The sequence below is a fragment of the Lysinibacillus sp. NPDC097195 genome, assembly GCF_044762075.1.
Lineage (GTDB): Bacteria > Bacillota > Bacilli > Bacillales_A > Planococcaceae > Lysinibacillus.
Map to the genome: position 1 here is coordinate 1,017,873 of NZ_JBIWDP010000001.1, position 16,544 is coordinate 1,034,416.

15 protein-coding genes, 1 pseudogene and 1 riboswitch are annotated in these 16,544 nt (G+C 32.4%); of the genes and pseudogenes, 10 read left to right on the forward strand and 6 right to left on the reverse strand.

All coding sequences use genetic code 11. From position 1 onward, the window contains the following. Positions 1–130: 130 nt before the first annotated feature. Positions 131–315, forward strand: a riboswitch (cobalamin riboswitch). A 192-nt stretch (positions 316–507) separates the two neighbouring features. The 8 genes and pseudogenes from ACIQXI_RS05275 to ACIQXI_RS05310 all read left to right on the forward strand — a co-directional run bounded on the left by ACIQXI_RS05275 (position 508) and on the right by ACIQXI_RS05310 (position 6,119). Beyond that, entirely contained in the window at positions 508–1,503 is a 996-nt protein-coding gene (locus ACIQXI_RS05275) for an ABC transporter substrate-binding protein (protein WP_402922296.1), read from the forward strand. Positions 1,504–1,551: 48 nt separating this feature from the next. Beyond that, a complete protein-coding gene (locus ACIQXI_RS05280; RefSeq protein WP_402922298.1) occupies positions 1,552–2,223 on the forward strand; it encodes a precorrin-3B methylase in 672 nt (223 codons plus the stop codon). 87 nt (positions 2,224–2,310) lie between these two features. Then, entirely contained in the window at positions 2,311–2,559 is a 249-nt protein-coding gene (locus ACIQXI_RS05285) for a hypothetical protein (protein WP_402922300.1), read from the forward strand. Positions 2,560–2,728: 169 nt separating this feature from the next. Then, positions 2,729–3,565: an MBL fold metallo-hydrolase gene (locus ACIQXI_RS05290; protein WP_402922302.1), complete on the forward strand. Its 837-nt coding sequence runs from the start codon at positions 2,729–2,731 to the stop codon at positions 3,563–3,565. A gap of 142 nt (positions 3,566–3,707) precedes the next feature. Next, positions 3,708–4,223, forward strand: a complete 516-nt coding sequence (locus ACIQXI_RS05295; protein WP_402922303.1) for a DUF2243 domain-containing protein — start codon at positions 3,708–3,710, stop codon at positions 4,221–4,223. Then, positions 4,213–5,059, forward strand: a pseudogene (locus tag ACIQXI_RS05300) (cytochrome c oxidase assembly protein). Before ACIQXI_RS05295 ends, ACIQXI_RS05300 begins: the two are co-directional and overlap by 11 nt. 232 nt (positions 5,060–5,291) lie before the next feature. Continuing rightward, on the forward strand, positions 5,292–5,867 hold the full coding sequence (locus tag ACIQXI_RS05305; RefSeq protein WP_402922305.1) for a phospholipase A2 family protein: 576 nt from the start codon (positions 5,292–5,294) through the stop codon (positions 5,865–5,867). 12 nt (positions 5,868–5,879) lie between these two features. After that, positions 5,880–6,119, forward strand: coding sequence for a hypothetical protein (locus tag ACIQXI_RS05310; protein WP_402922307.1), 240 nt, complete (start codon positions 5,880–5,882; stop codon positions 6,117–6,119). 86 nt (positions 6,120–6,205) lie between these two features. On the opposite strand, the gene ACIQXI_RS05315 is transcribed toward ACIQXI_RS05310, so the two are convergent. From ACIQXI_RS05315 to ACIQXI_RS05335, 5 genes are all read right to left on the reverse strand, one after another. Then, complete coding sequence (locus tag ACIQXI_RS05315; RefSeq protein ID WP_402922309.1) at positions 6,206–7,402, reverse strand: class I SAM-dependent rRNA methyltransferase; 1,197 nt, start codon at positions 7,400–7,402, stop codon at positions 6,206–6,208. A 231-nt stretch (positions 7,403–7,633) separates the two neighbouring features. Further along, positions 7,634–9,142 (reverse strand): ribosomal protection-like ABC-F family protein, encoded by a 1,509-nt coding sequence (abc-f, locus tag ACIQXI_RS05320; RefSeq protein WP_402922311.1) that lies wholly within the window; start codon positions 9,140–9,142, stop codon positions 7,634–7,636. Between the two features lie 174 nt (positions 9,143–9,316). Next, positions 9,317–10,591, reverse strand: coding sequence for an MFS transporter (locus ACIQXI_RS05325; RefSeq protein WP_402922313.1), 1,275 nt, complete (start codon positions 10,589–10,591; stop codon positions 9,317–9,319). Between the two features lie 2 nt (positions 10,592–10,593). Beyond that, positions 10,594–10,992, reverse strand: a complete 399-nt coding sequence (locus ACIQXI_RS05330) for a lanthionine synthetase LanC family protein (RefSeq protein WP_402922315.1) — start codon at positions 10,990–10,992, stop codon at positions 10,594–10,596. Between the two features lie 12 nt (positions 10,993–11,004). Continuing rightward, positions 11,005–13,077: a class III lanthionine synthetase LanKC N-terminal domain-containing protein gene (locus ACIQXI_RS05335; protein WP_402922316.1), complete on the reverse strand. Its 2,073-nt coding sequence runs from the start codon at positions 13,075–13,077 to the stop codon at positions 11,005–11,007. A gap of 392 nt (positions 13,078–13,469) precedes the next feature. On the opposite strand from ACIQXI_RS05335, the gene ACIQXI_RS05340 reads away from it, so the two are divergent. Continuing rightward, positions 13,470–14,750, forward strand: coding sequence for a helix-turn-helix domain-containing protein (locus tag ACIQXI_RS05340; RefSeq protein ID WP_402922318.1), 1,281 nt, complete (start codon positions 13,470–13,472; stop codon positions 14,748–14,750). A 177-nt stretch (positions 14,751–14,927) separates the two neighbouring features. On the opposite strand, the gene ACIQXI_RS05345 is transcribed toward ACIQXI_RS05340, so the two are convergent. Further along, positions 14,928–15,845 carry an alpha/beta hydrolase gene (locus ACIQXI_RS05345; RefSeq protein WP_402922320.1) on the reverse strand — a complete coding sequence of 306 codons (918 nt, stop codon included), beginning with the start codon at positions 15,843–15,845 and terminating at the stop codon, positions 14,928–14,930. A gap of 173 nt (positions 15,846–16,018) precedes the next feature. On the opposite strand from ACIQXI_RS05345, the gene ACIQXI_RS05350 reads away from it, so the two are divergent. Further along, positions 16,019–16,501 (forward strand): dihydrofolate reductase, encoded by a 483-nt coding sequence (locus ACIQXI_RS05350; RefSeq protein WP_402922322.1) that lies wholly within the window; start codon positions 16,019–16,021, stop codon positions 16,499–16,501. The last annotated feature ends 43 nt before the right edge of the window (positions 16,502–16,544 follow it).

The following is a 16,544-nucleotide window of genomic DNA, read 5'->3' on the forward strand; positions in this document are numbered from 1 at the left end:
GGTAAAAACATTTCATGTCAAATAGTTGTTGTTTATGTTTAGATAGTGGTGGAAAATTCATAATTATTCATTTTAGATTTTATTTTGTCATTGAAAACAAAAATAACTTCTGCTAGGCTAATTTTAGAACTGCATACTTCTATATATTGGTGCAAATGGTTTTGCCATTTGCTTAAAAGGGAAATCGGTGTGAATCCGATGCTGTCCCGCAACTGTAAATGGGGAGTTTATACAATTGTCACTGTAGTGGAACTATGGGAAGACGTATAAATGTTGAACCTAAGCCAGGATACCTGCCAATATATTATATTTACTAACAACCACGAGGATGGGGATAGTGATTGGTTTTATAACCATTGTTTTTCACTATGCCGCCCTCTTGGAAACAAGGGGGTTTTTTCCGTTCTTTGTGCGAGGAGCTAGTCAAGCAAAAAACGTAAACTTAGTAGCACAGAAGTCTATTGATTTCTATCTATACAAATGAATTTAATTTAAAGGAGAACAAACATGATCAAAAGGAATGGCAAGTGGCTAGTTGTTGCAATGGCTTTATTATGTATTTTAGTGGCGTGTAGTGCGAAAGATGACGCACAGAATGCATCACAAAAAGAAAACATCGAACCAGCACAAACAGCATCAACTGAAGTAACGATTGAGAATAACGATACGACACAAGTGTATGCAGAAGCACCAAAAAAGGCGATAAGCTTAAATCAGCATGTCACAGAAATCATGTTGGCATTAGGCTTAGAGGATTCAATGGTCGGCACTGCTTATTTGGATGATCAAATTTACGAACCACTACAGGCAGCATACGATAAAGTACCAGTACTAGCTGAACAGTATCCAACAAAGGAACAAATAATTGATAGTGAAGCCGATTTTTTATACGCAGGCTGGAAAAGTGGCTTTAGTGAAAAAGGGGTGGGTACACCTGAAGAGCTTGAAGCACTTGGAATTCACACCTATTTACATACATCTTCAAGTATTACGAAACCAACGTTAGATGATATTTTTACGGATATTCGGAATATCGCAAAAATCTTCCGTGTGGATGAACGTGGGGAAGCATTGATTCAGCAGATGACAGCAGATGTCGATGCAGTCCGGGCAAAATTACCCCAAAGTGAACAAAATTTACGCGTCCTTGTCTATGACAGTGGCGATAAGGAAGTCTTTACAGCAGCACAAAATTTTATGAATGAACTTGTCACTGTGGCGGGTGGTACAAATATTTTTGGCGATATAGAATCAGGCTGGACTACGGTTTCAAAAGAAGCAACTGTTGAACGTAATCCTGAGGTCATTGTTGTGATTGATTATGGTTCACAAACAGCAGAAGATAAAATTCATTTCCTAAAAAATGATCCAGCATTAAAAGAAACAACTGCTGTGAAAAACGAACGCTTTGTTATTTTACCATTGTCAGCTGCGTCGGAAGGAGTTCGGGCTGCAGAGGCAATTGAAATATTAGCTAAAGGATTTTATCCTGAAAACTTTTAATAAACGAGCTAGCGAAATGCTAGCTCTTTTCCATAAGGAGCGTAGACAATGAATGCATTTCGTTCAAATATACCAGATTGTACATTTGAAAAACTCAATATGGATGGCGATTATACACGACTTGCCATAAGTCCAGGCATTATTAATAAACATTATACAGCGGCTCAACTTCAAAAGATTGCGGAGGTTATAGGCGACAATGGAGCAATGAAATATTCGGCATCCTATAGCATGTTGCTGTCCGTCCCTACACAAACGGTTCAGCACGTGATGTCGGAACTTGAAGAAGCGGGGTTATATATTGCCGAAGCAGGTTCTGTTGTTGCGATGAAAGCTTGTGATTTTTGTGATGGTGATAAAATGGAAGCAGCCAGCATAACAGAACAGTTATATCATCATTTCAAGGGACAAACTGTGCCATCAAGATTACGATTAAATATAAATGGTTGCGCATCTGCTTGCTACAATGCCGTCTATGATGATATAGGTCTTGTCTATCAACAGGATAGCTTTGATGTTTACTTAGGCGCTGTGCCAATGGGCGCTCAAGCTAAGCCAGGTATACTGTTTGCCAAAAGGATTTCAGTACAAAAAATTGAGGGTTTTCTTCAGCATATTATTACGCTCTATCAAAATCATGCACGTCCTAATGAACCTTTCCATAAATTTTATCGTAGAACAAAGTCGGCAGATTATTGGGAAACGATTAATGATAGGTAAACTTATATTTAGTGTTAGTTTGGCATTAGCCAATCTAACACTTTTTTTATTGGACATATATACCGGAAGCTTAGGCGAATAAAAAATATGTCATGGGCTCACGCTAAGCTGATTACATTTAAAGGGGATGAGGAAATGTTTAATCGTTTATCAGCACATAATGGTGTGTTTCGGTTGCCGCCAATTCAGCGCAAAAATAATAAAGAGTTAGATGTTGCGATTGCAGACCTCGAAGCAAGAGGATTTCGTTTAGTAAAACGTGGAATTCAAAAAGGTTTAAAACAAACGCCTTCTTACAATAAAGTCTGGGCGATAATGGAAAAGCTGATGACTTAACATTTTTCAGAAATGCAAAAAAGCTGCTTCGATTTCTCTCTGCAGCTCCATAAGTAGTGAAGCACTACGAAAATTTATTTTGGCTCTTTACTGTCTTTTTATACTTGTAATTTAACTGCTTCGAAGAGAAGATAAGTTTTGTTAAAAATTAGGAAAGAGGGCTTTTGCTTTGGAAAATAAATTAAACTACGGTGAAGATTACAAATATATTCCTGCAACTTCTGTGAGAAGTGGTGTTGGTATAGAAGTATTAGATGATCTCTACCAGTATACGGTTCAAATTGTCAATATAGTGCTATATGGTCGTCCACGTACACAGGATTTTGTGTTAATTGATGCTGGCATGCCAAAAAGTGCTGAGAACATTCTAGAAGTAGTTGAAAAACGCTTTGGTTCTAATTCTAAACCGAAGGCAATCATTTTAACTCACGGTCATTTTGATCATGTAGGGGGTATTATCGAATTAATAAAGCATTGGAATGTCCCTGTTTATGCACATAGTTTAGAACTACCGTATTTAACAGGAAAAGAGCATTATCCTGAACCCAATCCCGCTGTAAGCGCTGGGTTGATAGCCAAGATGTCCCCTTTTTTTCCACATGAAGCGATTAACTTAGGTGAAAATATTAATGAAATGCCAGCCGATGGTAGTGTTCCCTATATGCCTGGATTTCGCTGGATTCATACACCTGGTCATACACCTGGCCATATTTCTTTATTTAGAGAGGAAGACGGTACATTAATTGTTGGGGATGCTTTTGTTACAGTAAAACAAGAGTCACTTTATAAAGTATTAACCCAGCAAAAAGAGATAAGTGGTCCACCCCAATATTTTACGACCGATTGGTCAGCTGCCAAAGAATCTGTTGTCAAGTTAGCGGCATTGAAACCACAAGTAGTGATTACTGGTCATGGATTACCTATGGTTGGTGAAGAATTGACGGAAGCGCTGCACCTTTTAGTGAATGATTTTGATCGAATTGCAATACCTAATAAGATGAATTGAGTAAAGACCCTAGCGATTGATAATCCTAGGGCCTTTTCTATTATGTATTTTTACTATAGCAATGACGTATGGGTAGGCTCTGTCGATTAAATGAAGATGCAATAGGGAATAATAATGAAAACAAATAGAGGGTGATAAGACTGTGAAAACCCATCATGACAATAGTAAAAATAGAACAGGACTCAAAACGAAGCAGACGTATGCTAGTCGTAATTTTTGGTCTGGCTTTCTGTTTGGTATTGGTTTAGTTGCCTTTATTGATGAAACTTTTTTTCATCAACTTTTGCGATGGCATCATTTTTACGATAAATCGACAACTGATATAGGATTAATTTCGGATGGCTTATTTCATGCATTTAGTTGGTTTGCAACCATTGCAGGCTTATTTTTAGTGGCCGATTTGCGCCGTCGAAATGGCTATTGGCTCAAAAGATGGATAGCTGGTGTATTCATTGGAGCAGGAGGATTCCAATTGTATGACGGCATTATTCAACATAAACTAATGCGAATCCATCAGATAAGATATGTCGATAATGTCGTAACCTACGATGTAATTTGGAATATTATTGCTGCAATTATATTGATAGTAGGAATATATCTTGTTATCGTTACTAGAAACAAACATCAGAATGTTGGGGACACAGCTAATGAACGTTAATAATGAAGTTCATCATATGGCTGGGATTCAGCATGTGAGTCTAATAAATGATTATTCACAACTATTATTTTTACTATTATTTAGTATGTTATTAATACTATATATTCTTGCTGTTGTTCGTACAAATCAACATTATAAAACTTGGCCACTATATCGGAGTGGGTGTTTTATTTTTGGAATATGTTGTGCGCTTCTTGCTGTTGTAGGTCCATTGGCAAATCGGGCAACGATGGATTTCACAGCACATATGGTTTGTCATTTGCTGTTAGGCATGTTAGCGCCATTACTTATTTGTATCGCTGCACCGATGACACTAGTACTACGAACTTTAAGTATCCCTTTAGCACGTGGACTTACAAAATTTTTGAGAAGTTGGCCATTACGTTTCGTTACACATCCAATAGTAGCTACTTTCCTTAATATTGGGGGATTATGGATACTCTATTCGACCAACTTATATTCCGTTATGCACAGTAATAGTTTATTGCATGTACTTGTCCATTTACATGTCTTTATAGCGGGATATGTATTTACGATAGCAATCATTTATTTTGATTCCGTATTCCATAGAAAATCCTTTCTTTACAGAGCAATTGTTTTCATTTTTGCATTAGCTGGACATGGTATATTATCTAAATATATTTATGCTCATCCTCCAGAAGGTGTGCCACTCCAGCAAGCAGAATATGGGAATGATGTACTATGGTGGAGATGTCATTGACGCAATCATTATTTTTATCCTTTGCTGGCAATGGTATAAGGCGGCACGTCCGCGAATAGAAGAACCGTTTGGGAAAATTAATCGCATAAGAGAACAACAAGCCGATTCAGTGTAAAAAGTTTACGCGCACATTACAACGCGATTGAATGAAGATGAAGTGTGTCTTCTCAAAGGAAAGTGTTAAATTGACACAAGTCGATTTAACGCTTTTTTGAATGCATAATAGCTTTTAACAAAAAATTAGACGAATAGGGGCTTCTTTATTATTGAGAATTTTCAGTCCGTTTAATAAAAAAATACTATTAGATGGTTCATGTAAAAACATTGCCTATTGATGAGCCAAAATAATGGTATTTATACCTAAAAAAGATCGAAAGGAGCTATCATTAGATGAAAAAAGTAGTTACATTCTTCGCGGTATTGTCATTTTTAGTTTCTTCAGTCTTTTTTTGGGGAGGTACAAAGGTTTTGCAATGACAGATGAGGACCTTTTAAATGCTGAAGAACAGTTAGGAGCTTATATTTTTTATGAAGACGGAAAACCCTTTATTAATATTGAAAAAGTAAAAACAGATAGGTTAGAAGAGGAATATATAGAAATTAGTTTGTTGGTGAATCAAATTAGTAATAGTTACGCTAGCTATCAAACAAACACTACAATGAATACTAAAAAGGGAATACCTATTTGGGGGAATTGGTGCGGTCCTGGACATGGTTCTGGTCCACCACAAGATATCTTAGATCGAGGTTGTCAAATACATGATAAGTGCTATGAAGAGAAAGGTTATTTTAGTTGTTCATGTGATTGGGAGCTTGTTGCTTATATAGATAGAAATTTTCATAGAATGGGACTCAAAGAAAAGATTGCTGCAGCTGCTATAAAATTATTTTTTAACAAAACCTTATGCAATCCGTTGAAATAAGGAATGGTACAATTGCTGAAAGCTTTAGCTGTAAGTACAATCATTATTTCTTTATTACTTTGGGTACCTAATATTGTGTTTCAACAAGCATCCACTTTATGGCTTTTCACATTTGTCTTATCGAGTATAGGTATTGGCTTATCCGTCTACGCTAAATCTAAAATTTTGATGATAGGGAATATCATCACATTCTTTAGTTTTTTTATTATAATGTTTTTAGGTTATATTTTCGTATTTTTAACAAAGGAATAGAATCGTGAAGGTAGAAAAAAAGTAGACAAGGTTGACGTACTCGACTTGTCTACTGCAAGAGAGTGACTCTAGTAGAGTCACTCTTTTTAATTTAGCTTTTGAATAAAAACAACTTTTAAGTAATTGAATTCAGGATGTTCACGTGGTACCCGGAAATCCTTTGGTAAACCGTATTCTTCAACGATTTTATAACGAGTATTCGTTTCTTTAAACGCCTGATCGATAAAGCCTTTAAACTTTTTCATCCCAAAACTTGCATTGTTTGTAGAAGCAACAATAATCCCATTCTTTTCAGTAATGGCGATTGCATCCATTAATAATTTAGGATAATCTTTGGCCGTTGAAAACGTAATTTGTTTTGTTCTTGCAAAGCTAGGTGGATCTAGTACGACAAGGTCAAACTTCAACTGATGACGTTGCGCATATTTGAAATAATGAAAGACATCCATTACTTTAATGTCCTGTGCTTCATAGTCGATATGATTAACGCTAAATTGCTCGATTGTTTTCGCTAAACTGCGCTTGGCTACATCGACACTCGTTGTTTTTATTGCGCCACCCAGTGCAGCTGCTACAGAAAATGCACCTGTATACGAAAAAGTGTTTAGCACAGTTTTATCTTTTGAAAAGCGTTCACGAATAGCAAGTCGTACTTCACGCTGATCGAGAAATATACCTGTCATAGCACCATCATTTAAATGAACAGCGTAGTTCATACCATTTTCCTTCACAATTAACGGAAATTCACCAGGTGTCCCCATGACGAAATCATCTTGTTCGATATATTGCCCTTTACTATCAAAACGTTTTTTCTCATAAATTGCTTGAAAGTTTACTGTTTCTGAAAGTGCTTCATATATCACATCTTTAAATGAATAGATGCCTGCACTATACCAGCTCACCATATAGTAACCAGCAAAGAAGTCGATTGTCATGCCCCCAATGCCATCACCTTCGCCATTAAAAACGCGAAATGCTGTCGTATCAGGGTTATTGAAAAATGCTTCGCGATTTTGAATCGCTTTTTTTAGTTTTTTAGCAAAAAAGGCTTTATCAATTTCTTCATTGGCATCTGTTGTTAACAACCAGCCAATGCCTTTATTTTGGATACCATAGTAGCCTGTACCGATAAAGCGGTTATGAATATCTAATAGACGCAGTAGGGCACCTTCCTCAGCAGGCAGTTTACGTGTATCGACAGCATCTTTTGAGATAAGTGGATAACCCTTTTTTAATGGGCCTGCAAATTGGTTATTAATTTGTAATGCAATTGTTTGTGTCATGTTGTCATCCTTTAAAAAACATTTTGCTCTATTATCGCATTGTTTTGTAGCATTAGCCAAACTTATTTGACGATTGGTGCAATTTTTCTTTTGTTGCTTATTTCCTGGTAAATGGAGAAAGATTATGAAATAGATAAAATAGGAGGAGAAACGAGAAAACCTTTCTATATTTATCGAGAAAATAAGTGGAAATTAAGTTACAGTGTTTCTATATAATTGAATATTAGGAAATTAATAAGGATTTATTTCTATAATTTTTGAAGCAATATTTGAAATAAACGTTTGATTATGTTCAACAAATAAAAGTGTAGGTTTATATTTTACTACCATAGATTCGATTTGCTTTTGATTGAAGACATCTAAAAAATTTAGAGGCTCATCCCAAATAAATAGCTCTGCAGGTGTTCCAAGTGACTTTGAAAATTCTACCTTCTTCATCTGTCCGTCGCTCATTTGTTCAATAGGAATATTAAATACGTCACGTTCAATTCCTAAATTACGAAGGTTATGTAAGAAAAGGGTGTAGTCAAGATGATGTGCAGTAGCGAAATCTTTTAAAAATCCATCATTGTCATTGTAATGTTGGCGAATCATACTTTTCGTAATACCTTGGGGAATAATAAGCTCACCAATAACAGAACCAGAAAAATTTTGGTTGATTATATAATTCAACAGTGTTGTTTTACCACTCCCATTAGGTCCGACTAATGCAACTTGCTCACCTTGGGAAATTTCACATGTAATTGGACGAAAAAGTAATGTATCACCATAAGCTAATGAAAAATTTTTCAACCGCAACACGGGATCTCGATGATTGAAAACACAATTTATTGTAAGCGAACTAACACTTTCGATATTTTTTAATAGTTTTGTTTTTTCTTCAATTTTTGATAGCATACGTTTCTCGATTACTTTTGACTTTTTCATCATGCGAGCTGCCCGGGCATTCTCAAATGCATCATTTCCTGAATTTTTTTCTCTCTTAAGAGCCCAATCAGCTTTTTCCCTCGAAGTTTTCTTCAAACGCTCAATTTCTACTTTTATCCGACTATTTCGTTCGATTTCAAATTGATCATTTAATTCTTTTTGTCGTTCATAGGTCGAAAAATTCCCTTTATAAATAGTTAATTGTGATTTTTCAATAACTAATATGTGATCGATCACTTCATCTATAAAATGCCGATCATGACTTACCACAATGTAACCTTTCTTTTTCTTCAAATACTCTGAGACCGTCTTTCTTGCATGAATATCTAAATGATTAGTTGGCTCATCTAAAAGAGGATATCTTGACTTTTCACAAAAAAGCGCCGCTAACAAAACTTTCGTTTGCTCGCCACCCGATAATTGTGAAAATGGTCGCCATAAAATCTCTTTATCTAATGCTAATAAATGACATTCCCGTTCAAGCTTCCACAATTCTATGGACATAATTTCTTCAATCGCATAGTAAGTTAAGTTTTCTTTATTCGGAATAGATTGTGGAAAGTATACAAAATCTACATCACAAATAATTTCTCCTTCGTAAGAGTATGTTCCCATTAGTAAGTTTAACAATGTAGTTTTTCCGCGACCATTTCTTCCAATGAGACCTAGACGCCAGGTCGTATCTATATTTAAATTGACATTACGAAATATAGGTTGATCAAGCTCACCAAAAGAGAAGTTCAGATTTCTAATTTCTATTTTCATATTAGTATGACCTCCAACTATAAATAGAGATGAAGTGTTTATTAACATACTGCAAATAATTCCAGTTATTTGCTATGAATTTATACGCATTTAAATACAAAAAGATTAACAAATAAACCTATAAGATATAAAAATGAATAAGTTGAATAATCCTAGTTTTGCTCTCTTTCTCTAATTCGGATAAAGAGGAGTTATATAAGATTAATAAAGTTGATATTTAATTTATAGTTTTTCAGGAATTGTAGAATATTTTTTGCTTAGAATAATAGAAAAAAATAATAATAAAAAAGAAATTATTAATAAAATGAACCATGAAAATTCAATCGATACAGTATTTGCTATTAATAAAAAAAGTGCACTACCTATAGGTACTGTCATCTGTATAATGGAATAAAAAATACTAGTTACTGAACTTAAAGAGTTCTCAGGAGTAATTATCATTATAAAAGAATCAATCCTAGGATTTGATAAACCTAAAAAGTAACCAGATAAAAAAGTAAGTAGATATAATATAAACTTATCTTGAATACATATTATATTAAGAATTACCCCGCATGTTAAAAAGATTTCCATTATTAGATTAGACTCTATAGATTTATTCCTAAAGTAGCCAAAGGGAATTAGAGCTCCTATGATTAATCCCAAACTTTCTATAGTTCCAAATAAAGCAATTGAGAATCCAAATGAACCGAATTGTAGATGTTCATATTTGTTAAATGTTAGGGGAATTAAAGAAAACTGTGCGGAACTAATAAGATTCATTATAGAAAATACAAAAGTAAAATGGAATATTTGCCGAATAGAAATCAAAATATTGAAATTATTCAAGGAATCTATATAAAACTGTTTAATCTTTTTAATATAGATTTTATTTTCACATTTTTCTGTTTTTACAACCTCAACGACCTCATAAAAATTTTTTCGGTTTATCCAAAATAAAATACAAGATAGAGAGAAGAAAATTGCGTTTAATAATCCAAACAATGTGTAGTTATAATTTAATAGAATGATTAAAGTTGCACCAAATAATTTACCAGTCAAATCTATTATATTCATAACACCAGTTTGAAAGGATCTAGCTGACGTCAAATTTTTTTGCTCTACTATATTTTTAGTAATTGGTAAGGTAAGGTAGGTAGAATAAGTACCTGATAAGTCACTGAGAAAATTAATCAAAAGCACAATACCAAAAACTAGCCAACTTTGAGAAAAACCTACTATTAGCATAAAAATAAAATAAAGTGAAGCTTGGAAAGCTCTTATCTTAATAATCATCTTGATTCTATCTTTAGTTTTATCTGCAACATAACCTAATAAAAAATCTGATATATATGGTAATGTAGAAATAAATGTCACAGCACTGATTGCTAAGTCGGGATTAGGAAAGGATTTCGCATATACGATAAAGACCAAATCAAAAAGAGTTATTCCAATGACACTTAATATATTTGTAGTTAAAAGATACCTGAAATTTTTGTTTTTTAAGAATATATTCATTGTTACATAACCTTTTTGAAAGATTTCAAAATCTTATATTGTACATAGGAAATCCCAGCATTCCCAGATTTAAAGTCGAAAGTAAAATTATTATATGTTCTATTTGGGATATATGCGCAAACGTGTTTATCAATATTAAAGGTTTCGACATTTAATAAAATAGACATAGCTTCATCTAACAATAGATTTAAAGAGAAAGTTTTACCCACTTTGAAAATCGTATAGGCAATTCCTGTTAATCCATCAATAAAACCAGGGTATTGAGCCCATTTCTCTTTTAATAGGCTTTTAACACAGGGGAATATATATTTGTCTTTAAGTTCAGTTTTGATAGTATCATCTAGGTCATCCACTAAATATAATTCTAATGTTACATAAAGAAATCCAGAGAGCCCGTCCATTAGATATGGTGATTATGTATTGCTTCCAATAGTAATTGGGAAATATAGTGTTTCTTCGGGTTCCAATTTAATAATACAGTCTTTTATTTTATTAATAATGGACAAGCAGCTATTTAAATTCTTTTTATTTTTATTCCTGTTATAAAGTAATAACTTAAAATAAGCTAGGCCAAGATAGCCATCAATTAGACCTAAATTTTCTCCCATATTAAAGTGTAATTGTTTCTCATTTATTTTTTTATCTATTATGTTTAAATATTTATCTATTTTAAAAATTTCCTTTTTAAGATCACAAAGCATTAAAATTACTCCAAAACCTGTTATTCCATTTGAAATGCTAAAATCAGTAGAATTTCTCAACCAATTTATAATTTCAAAATCTAGTGTTTTTTTTGAAAAAAACTCTTTTTTAAAATGAGGATTTAATAAGAATCCCAGGTTACTATTATTTACACCCCCTAAAGCTATATCATTCGGCAATATTAGGTCATGTTGGTTAATTTTAGCAACTAACGTTGGTATGTAGAATCCAGATAAAATATTAAAGAAAGAGGTATTAGGTGGTGAAAGGTGATACTCATTGAAATATTTATCATATACAAATTGAATAGTGTTTAGATTCTTTAAGTATGAATTTTTTATTTTTTCTAGTAAAATTTCTCTTCCTGGAGTAGGTTCTCTACTTAAACTTTTTTCCATATAATCAACATTATTAAGTAATATAAACAGCTCTTCTTTCCAACCTTCATTTTGGTTAATTAATAGATTGATTATTTTGCATACAGATATTGGAACTTCATTATCTTTGCAATATAAATTAAATTGTTTCAATGAGGATGCTCCACTTGAATCAATATAGTTTAATCTATTTGAAGGGAATATAAAGTTCATTAGTAAATAACCTAATTTTTGATAGTCGGATTCGAATGCGGTTAAATTGGTGAGAGTATTATTATAAAAACCTTCTGTAGCTCCCAATTTATAATCAGGTAGAGTATATTCATTATAAATATAAGATGAACCAAAATCACAAATCCAAACAGAGGGTTTTGTTTTTCTACATAACATAAAATTATTAGGGCTGATATCGTTTAAAATAATATTCTTTTGGTGTATTTTTTTTAATAATTTAATTGAGTCATTAATAATTTTGTGAATGGTTATATCTTTATTAAGTGTGACATCAGCTCTTATTTCAGTAAAGGTAACCCCATCTATAAATTCTTGTATAACAAAAAAGTTTTCCCATTCATTAAATTCTCTGTATATTATTGGTATGCCTGGAATTCCTTTTAGCTTATTTAATATTTTAATCTCATTTTTCAAGTCATCAATGGCTGTTCCCCATATACCCGTAACATATGGCCTAGCTTCTTTTAAGATTGCTTTTTTTCCATTATAGATTGAAAAATATACATTCCCTGATGCTGATTGATGAATTATTCTTTTTGGAAAAATGATTTTATCAATGTATTTATTTTCTTGTTCAATACAGTTTTCATTTATAAATGGTTCTTCTTCAAATGAAGGAACAGAATAAAAACGACGTTCATCTAAAACTTTATCTCCATTAGGGGCAATTAAGTAATCGCTATCAGATGCGATTACTCCATATCTATAATAAATATTTGAATTTTTATATCGTTTATCTGATAATACATAAGGTCCTTTGAAGTTTTCTAATAGTTTGTATAATGAATATATAATGTATTTGAATTGGCTTATATCGATGGGATAAATAGTAATAAATTTGCCTATCTGTAAGGGGGAAGTTTCACCAGATATACAGTGATAGAATTCAGTTTTATTATAAATAAATTTGAAGCTAATGTTATTTTCTATACAAAATTTGTAAACGATATCTAGAACTTGTTGATAATTTAATTTAGTACAAGAAATATGGACTTTCCATCCCTGTCTTGGTAAGATAGATTTTTTGTAAATATATAAATGAAATATAGAAAAAAAGTTTTCTTCAAAATTTGCAACGTTTTTTATGATAAATGAAGGAATTATATTTTCTTTTAATTTTAGCTGATGCATCTTACTACCGTATAGAAAATCTTTTACTTGTAATTTGTCCATCGTTTAATACTCCTTCAGTCAAAAATATTTATTTAAGATTCTGGAATAAATCAAAAAATATCAGTATGATTATTTACACATTAATCATACTGATATTTTAATTTGTTGAAAATTCGTGTATGGGAATTTTCTGGTTCTCAGTAATTATAATGTTGTTTTAGTTGTTCTTTCTATGCATTTTGTAGATTTTGCCATTCTCACATTTTTTTCTGTCTTCTCAGCTGGTAGTCGTAGTAGTTCTAATACTTTGTTCATAATAACACCTCCTATCTTTGTAATTATTATATTAATTAGCAAATTAAATTACCATTTAACAATTAAGAAAGTAAATGGGCATTAAAGAGTGTATTTTTATAAAAATTACATAAAAAAATAAAAAGGGGAGATTTTATATGAAAAAAAAGGATTATAAATTTGGTCCTCTAATAAAAATTACTAGACGGAGATTAGGATTTACACAAGAGGAAATTTGTGATGGTATTTGTACTTCATCTTATTTAAGTAGAATTGAAAATGGTCATGTTATTCCGAGTGAAGAGACATGTAAATTAATTTTAGAGCGGTTAAATCTGGATTACGATAAATTTATTGAAAATTTAAGTGATTTAGATAACAATTTAGAAACTATTTATTTAAAACTTCTTTCAGAAAAAGAAGATATTAAGGATTATGATTTGAAAATTTTCAAAAACTCATATTTGTATTTGGGTAATAATGAATTATATATTAAATCAAGGCTTATAAATTGCAAATATTTACTTTCTTTTAAAAAATACTTAGAAGCAGAGGAAATTATTAATCAACTATGTGTAATATATAACTCATTTTCAAATAGAAATAAGTTTATTTATTTAAATGTTGCAATATCACTTTATTATCTTACTAACCAAACAAACAAAGCCTTAAATTTAATAATAAATAATGAAAATAATTTTAATATTCAAGGAAGTGATTTCGAAATAGCGTGTTTTCGCTTTAACGTTGCATTAATTTTATGTAAAGAATATAGGCATTTAGATTCAATTGATTATTGTCAAAATGCACTAAAATATTTCAAAACAATGTATCTCCCGAACTTTTCTTTTAAATGCCACATCTTATTGGCAATAGCTAAAAATAATCTAGCTCAATATAATTTAGCACGAACTCATTTTGATATATGTTTAAATATATTAGAAAATTCCGAAAAAATGAATCGCCCCGAGTATTATAATATAGTTTATTCAAATTTGGGGTGTTGTTTTGAGAGGGAGGGTAATTTAGAAGAAGCAATTTATAACTATAAACTTGCGTTAAATTATAAAGAAGAAGGAAGTGATTATATCAATATTATACGTTGTACATATAAAAAGGGGGATCTAAGAGCAGCTATAGAATATCTAAACAATGTAAATAATATTGTAGAAGAACTTCCTCTTAAATTACAATATCAACGGGATATTTTTTCGTTTATTTTATTGCGGCAATTAAATAGTAAAGTGGCAAATAGTTTTAGAGATTTAGAAGAAAAATGTTTGAAATATTTTAAAAAAAATAAATTATACAATTTATTAATTTTTTATACAAAATTATTTGCGGAATTTTATAAAAACAATAAGTTCTATAAAAAATCAAGTGAACTCTATGAGTATGCTTTAGAAACCAGCGAGAGTATAAGAAAAGGAACTAATTAACGGTTGTTTGATTTACAACGAAACGCGGACTATTGTAACAGTAATTTGACAATTATTTTTAGCGAAAAATACAAAGGCCTTAGTTGTTAGCGACCAAGGCCTTACTTTGTGTCATGTTGTCATCCTTTAAAAAACATTTTGCTCTATTATCGCATTGTTTTGTAGCATTAGCCAAACTTATTTGACGAATGCCGCAATTTTTTCCACAGTTTCAACGGTAGCGTCTTCGAAAAATTCCATTTTACTAAAGTAACTATGAATTAATCCTGCCATATGGACATGTTCAACGTAAACACCCGCTTTTAGCAACTTTTGCGCAAAAGCTAGCCCTTCGTCATACAGTACATCTGCCTCTGCCGCAATAATTATCGTTTTTGGAAGAACATCCAAATTTTCAATTTGCAAAGGGGAGACAAGTGGGTTACGAAAATTACTTGTCTCTGTATAATGCTCGGCAAACCATAGCATGCCCTGTTTATCTAATCCAAAATGTTCGCCATATGCTTTATAGGAAGGGGTTGTAAAATCTAGATTAACAACTGGATAAATAAGTGCTTGTGCAGTGATAGTTGGTCCATTGCATGTAGCAGCTAAGTAGGAGACAACAGTAGCTAAGTTTCCACCTGCACTATCACCAGCTACAGTTAATCGACTATTATCACCACCAAATGCTGCTATATTATTATATACCCATAGTAAGCTATCATAAGCATCGTGTAATGGTGTTGGAAAAGGGTGTTCTGGTGCTAAGCGATAATCTACGGATACTACGATAGCATGTGCTTTGTCTGCAAGTAATTGACATCCTGCATCAGCTGACGCTAAATTCCCAAATACCCAACCTCCACCATGATAATAAATGATGACAGGTAATTTTTCAGCTCGTTCAGGTAAGTAAAGGCGTATATTAATTTGTTGCCCATCCCTGACAGTAATTATTTTATTTTCTATTGCAGCAAGCTGAGGCGTGTGTATAGAATGCCAAGTTGGAACGCATCGCATGAACCTTGCTTCTTCTGGTGTCATTTCATAATAATGTGGTTGTAAATCAGTTGCTTGAATATAGTGAATTGCCTCTTTTGTAAGATATGTCATAGACATCAATCCTTTATCATTTCATTGTTAACTCTTATTATAAATTATTCGTATAATTTTACTAGGATTTAATCTCGAATTACAAAATTAATTTTTACATGAGGTAAAATAAACCGATAGTTAAGTAAAAGTATGTTTATAATAGTATGAAAGCTATAACTTGGAGGGTAATAATGATTTCACTAATAGTAGCGCATGATATTAACCATGTTATTGGTTATAAAAATGGTATGCCGTGGCATTTGCCAGGTGATTTACAGTACTTTAAGGAGAAAACAATGGGGAAGCCCATGATTATGGGGCGTAAAACATTTGAATCGATTGGTCGACCGCTACCAGGACGACGCAATATTGTCGTTACACGCGATGAAAATTATCAGGCTGATGGCATTGAAACCGTGACGAGTATTGAACAAGCACTTGCATTAGCCGGAGATGTGCCTGAAATTATGATCATCGGTGGTGAACAAATTTTTAGGCAGTCTATGGAGTTAACAGACCGGATTTACATTACGAAAATCAATCATTCTTTTAAAGGGGACACATTTTTCCCACATTATGAGGACGATTTTATGTTAGTTTCATCACAAGAGCAAGAAAAAGCCCCAGAAGGGTACACCTACCAGTATCAAATTTTTGAGCGTAAAACAGTGTAATATTTTCGAAAAACTAAAGTATAAAAACGCACGGTGTAAGCTA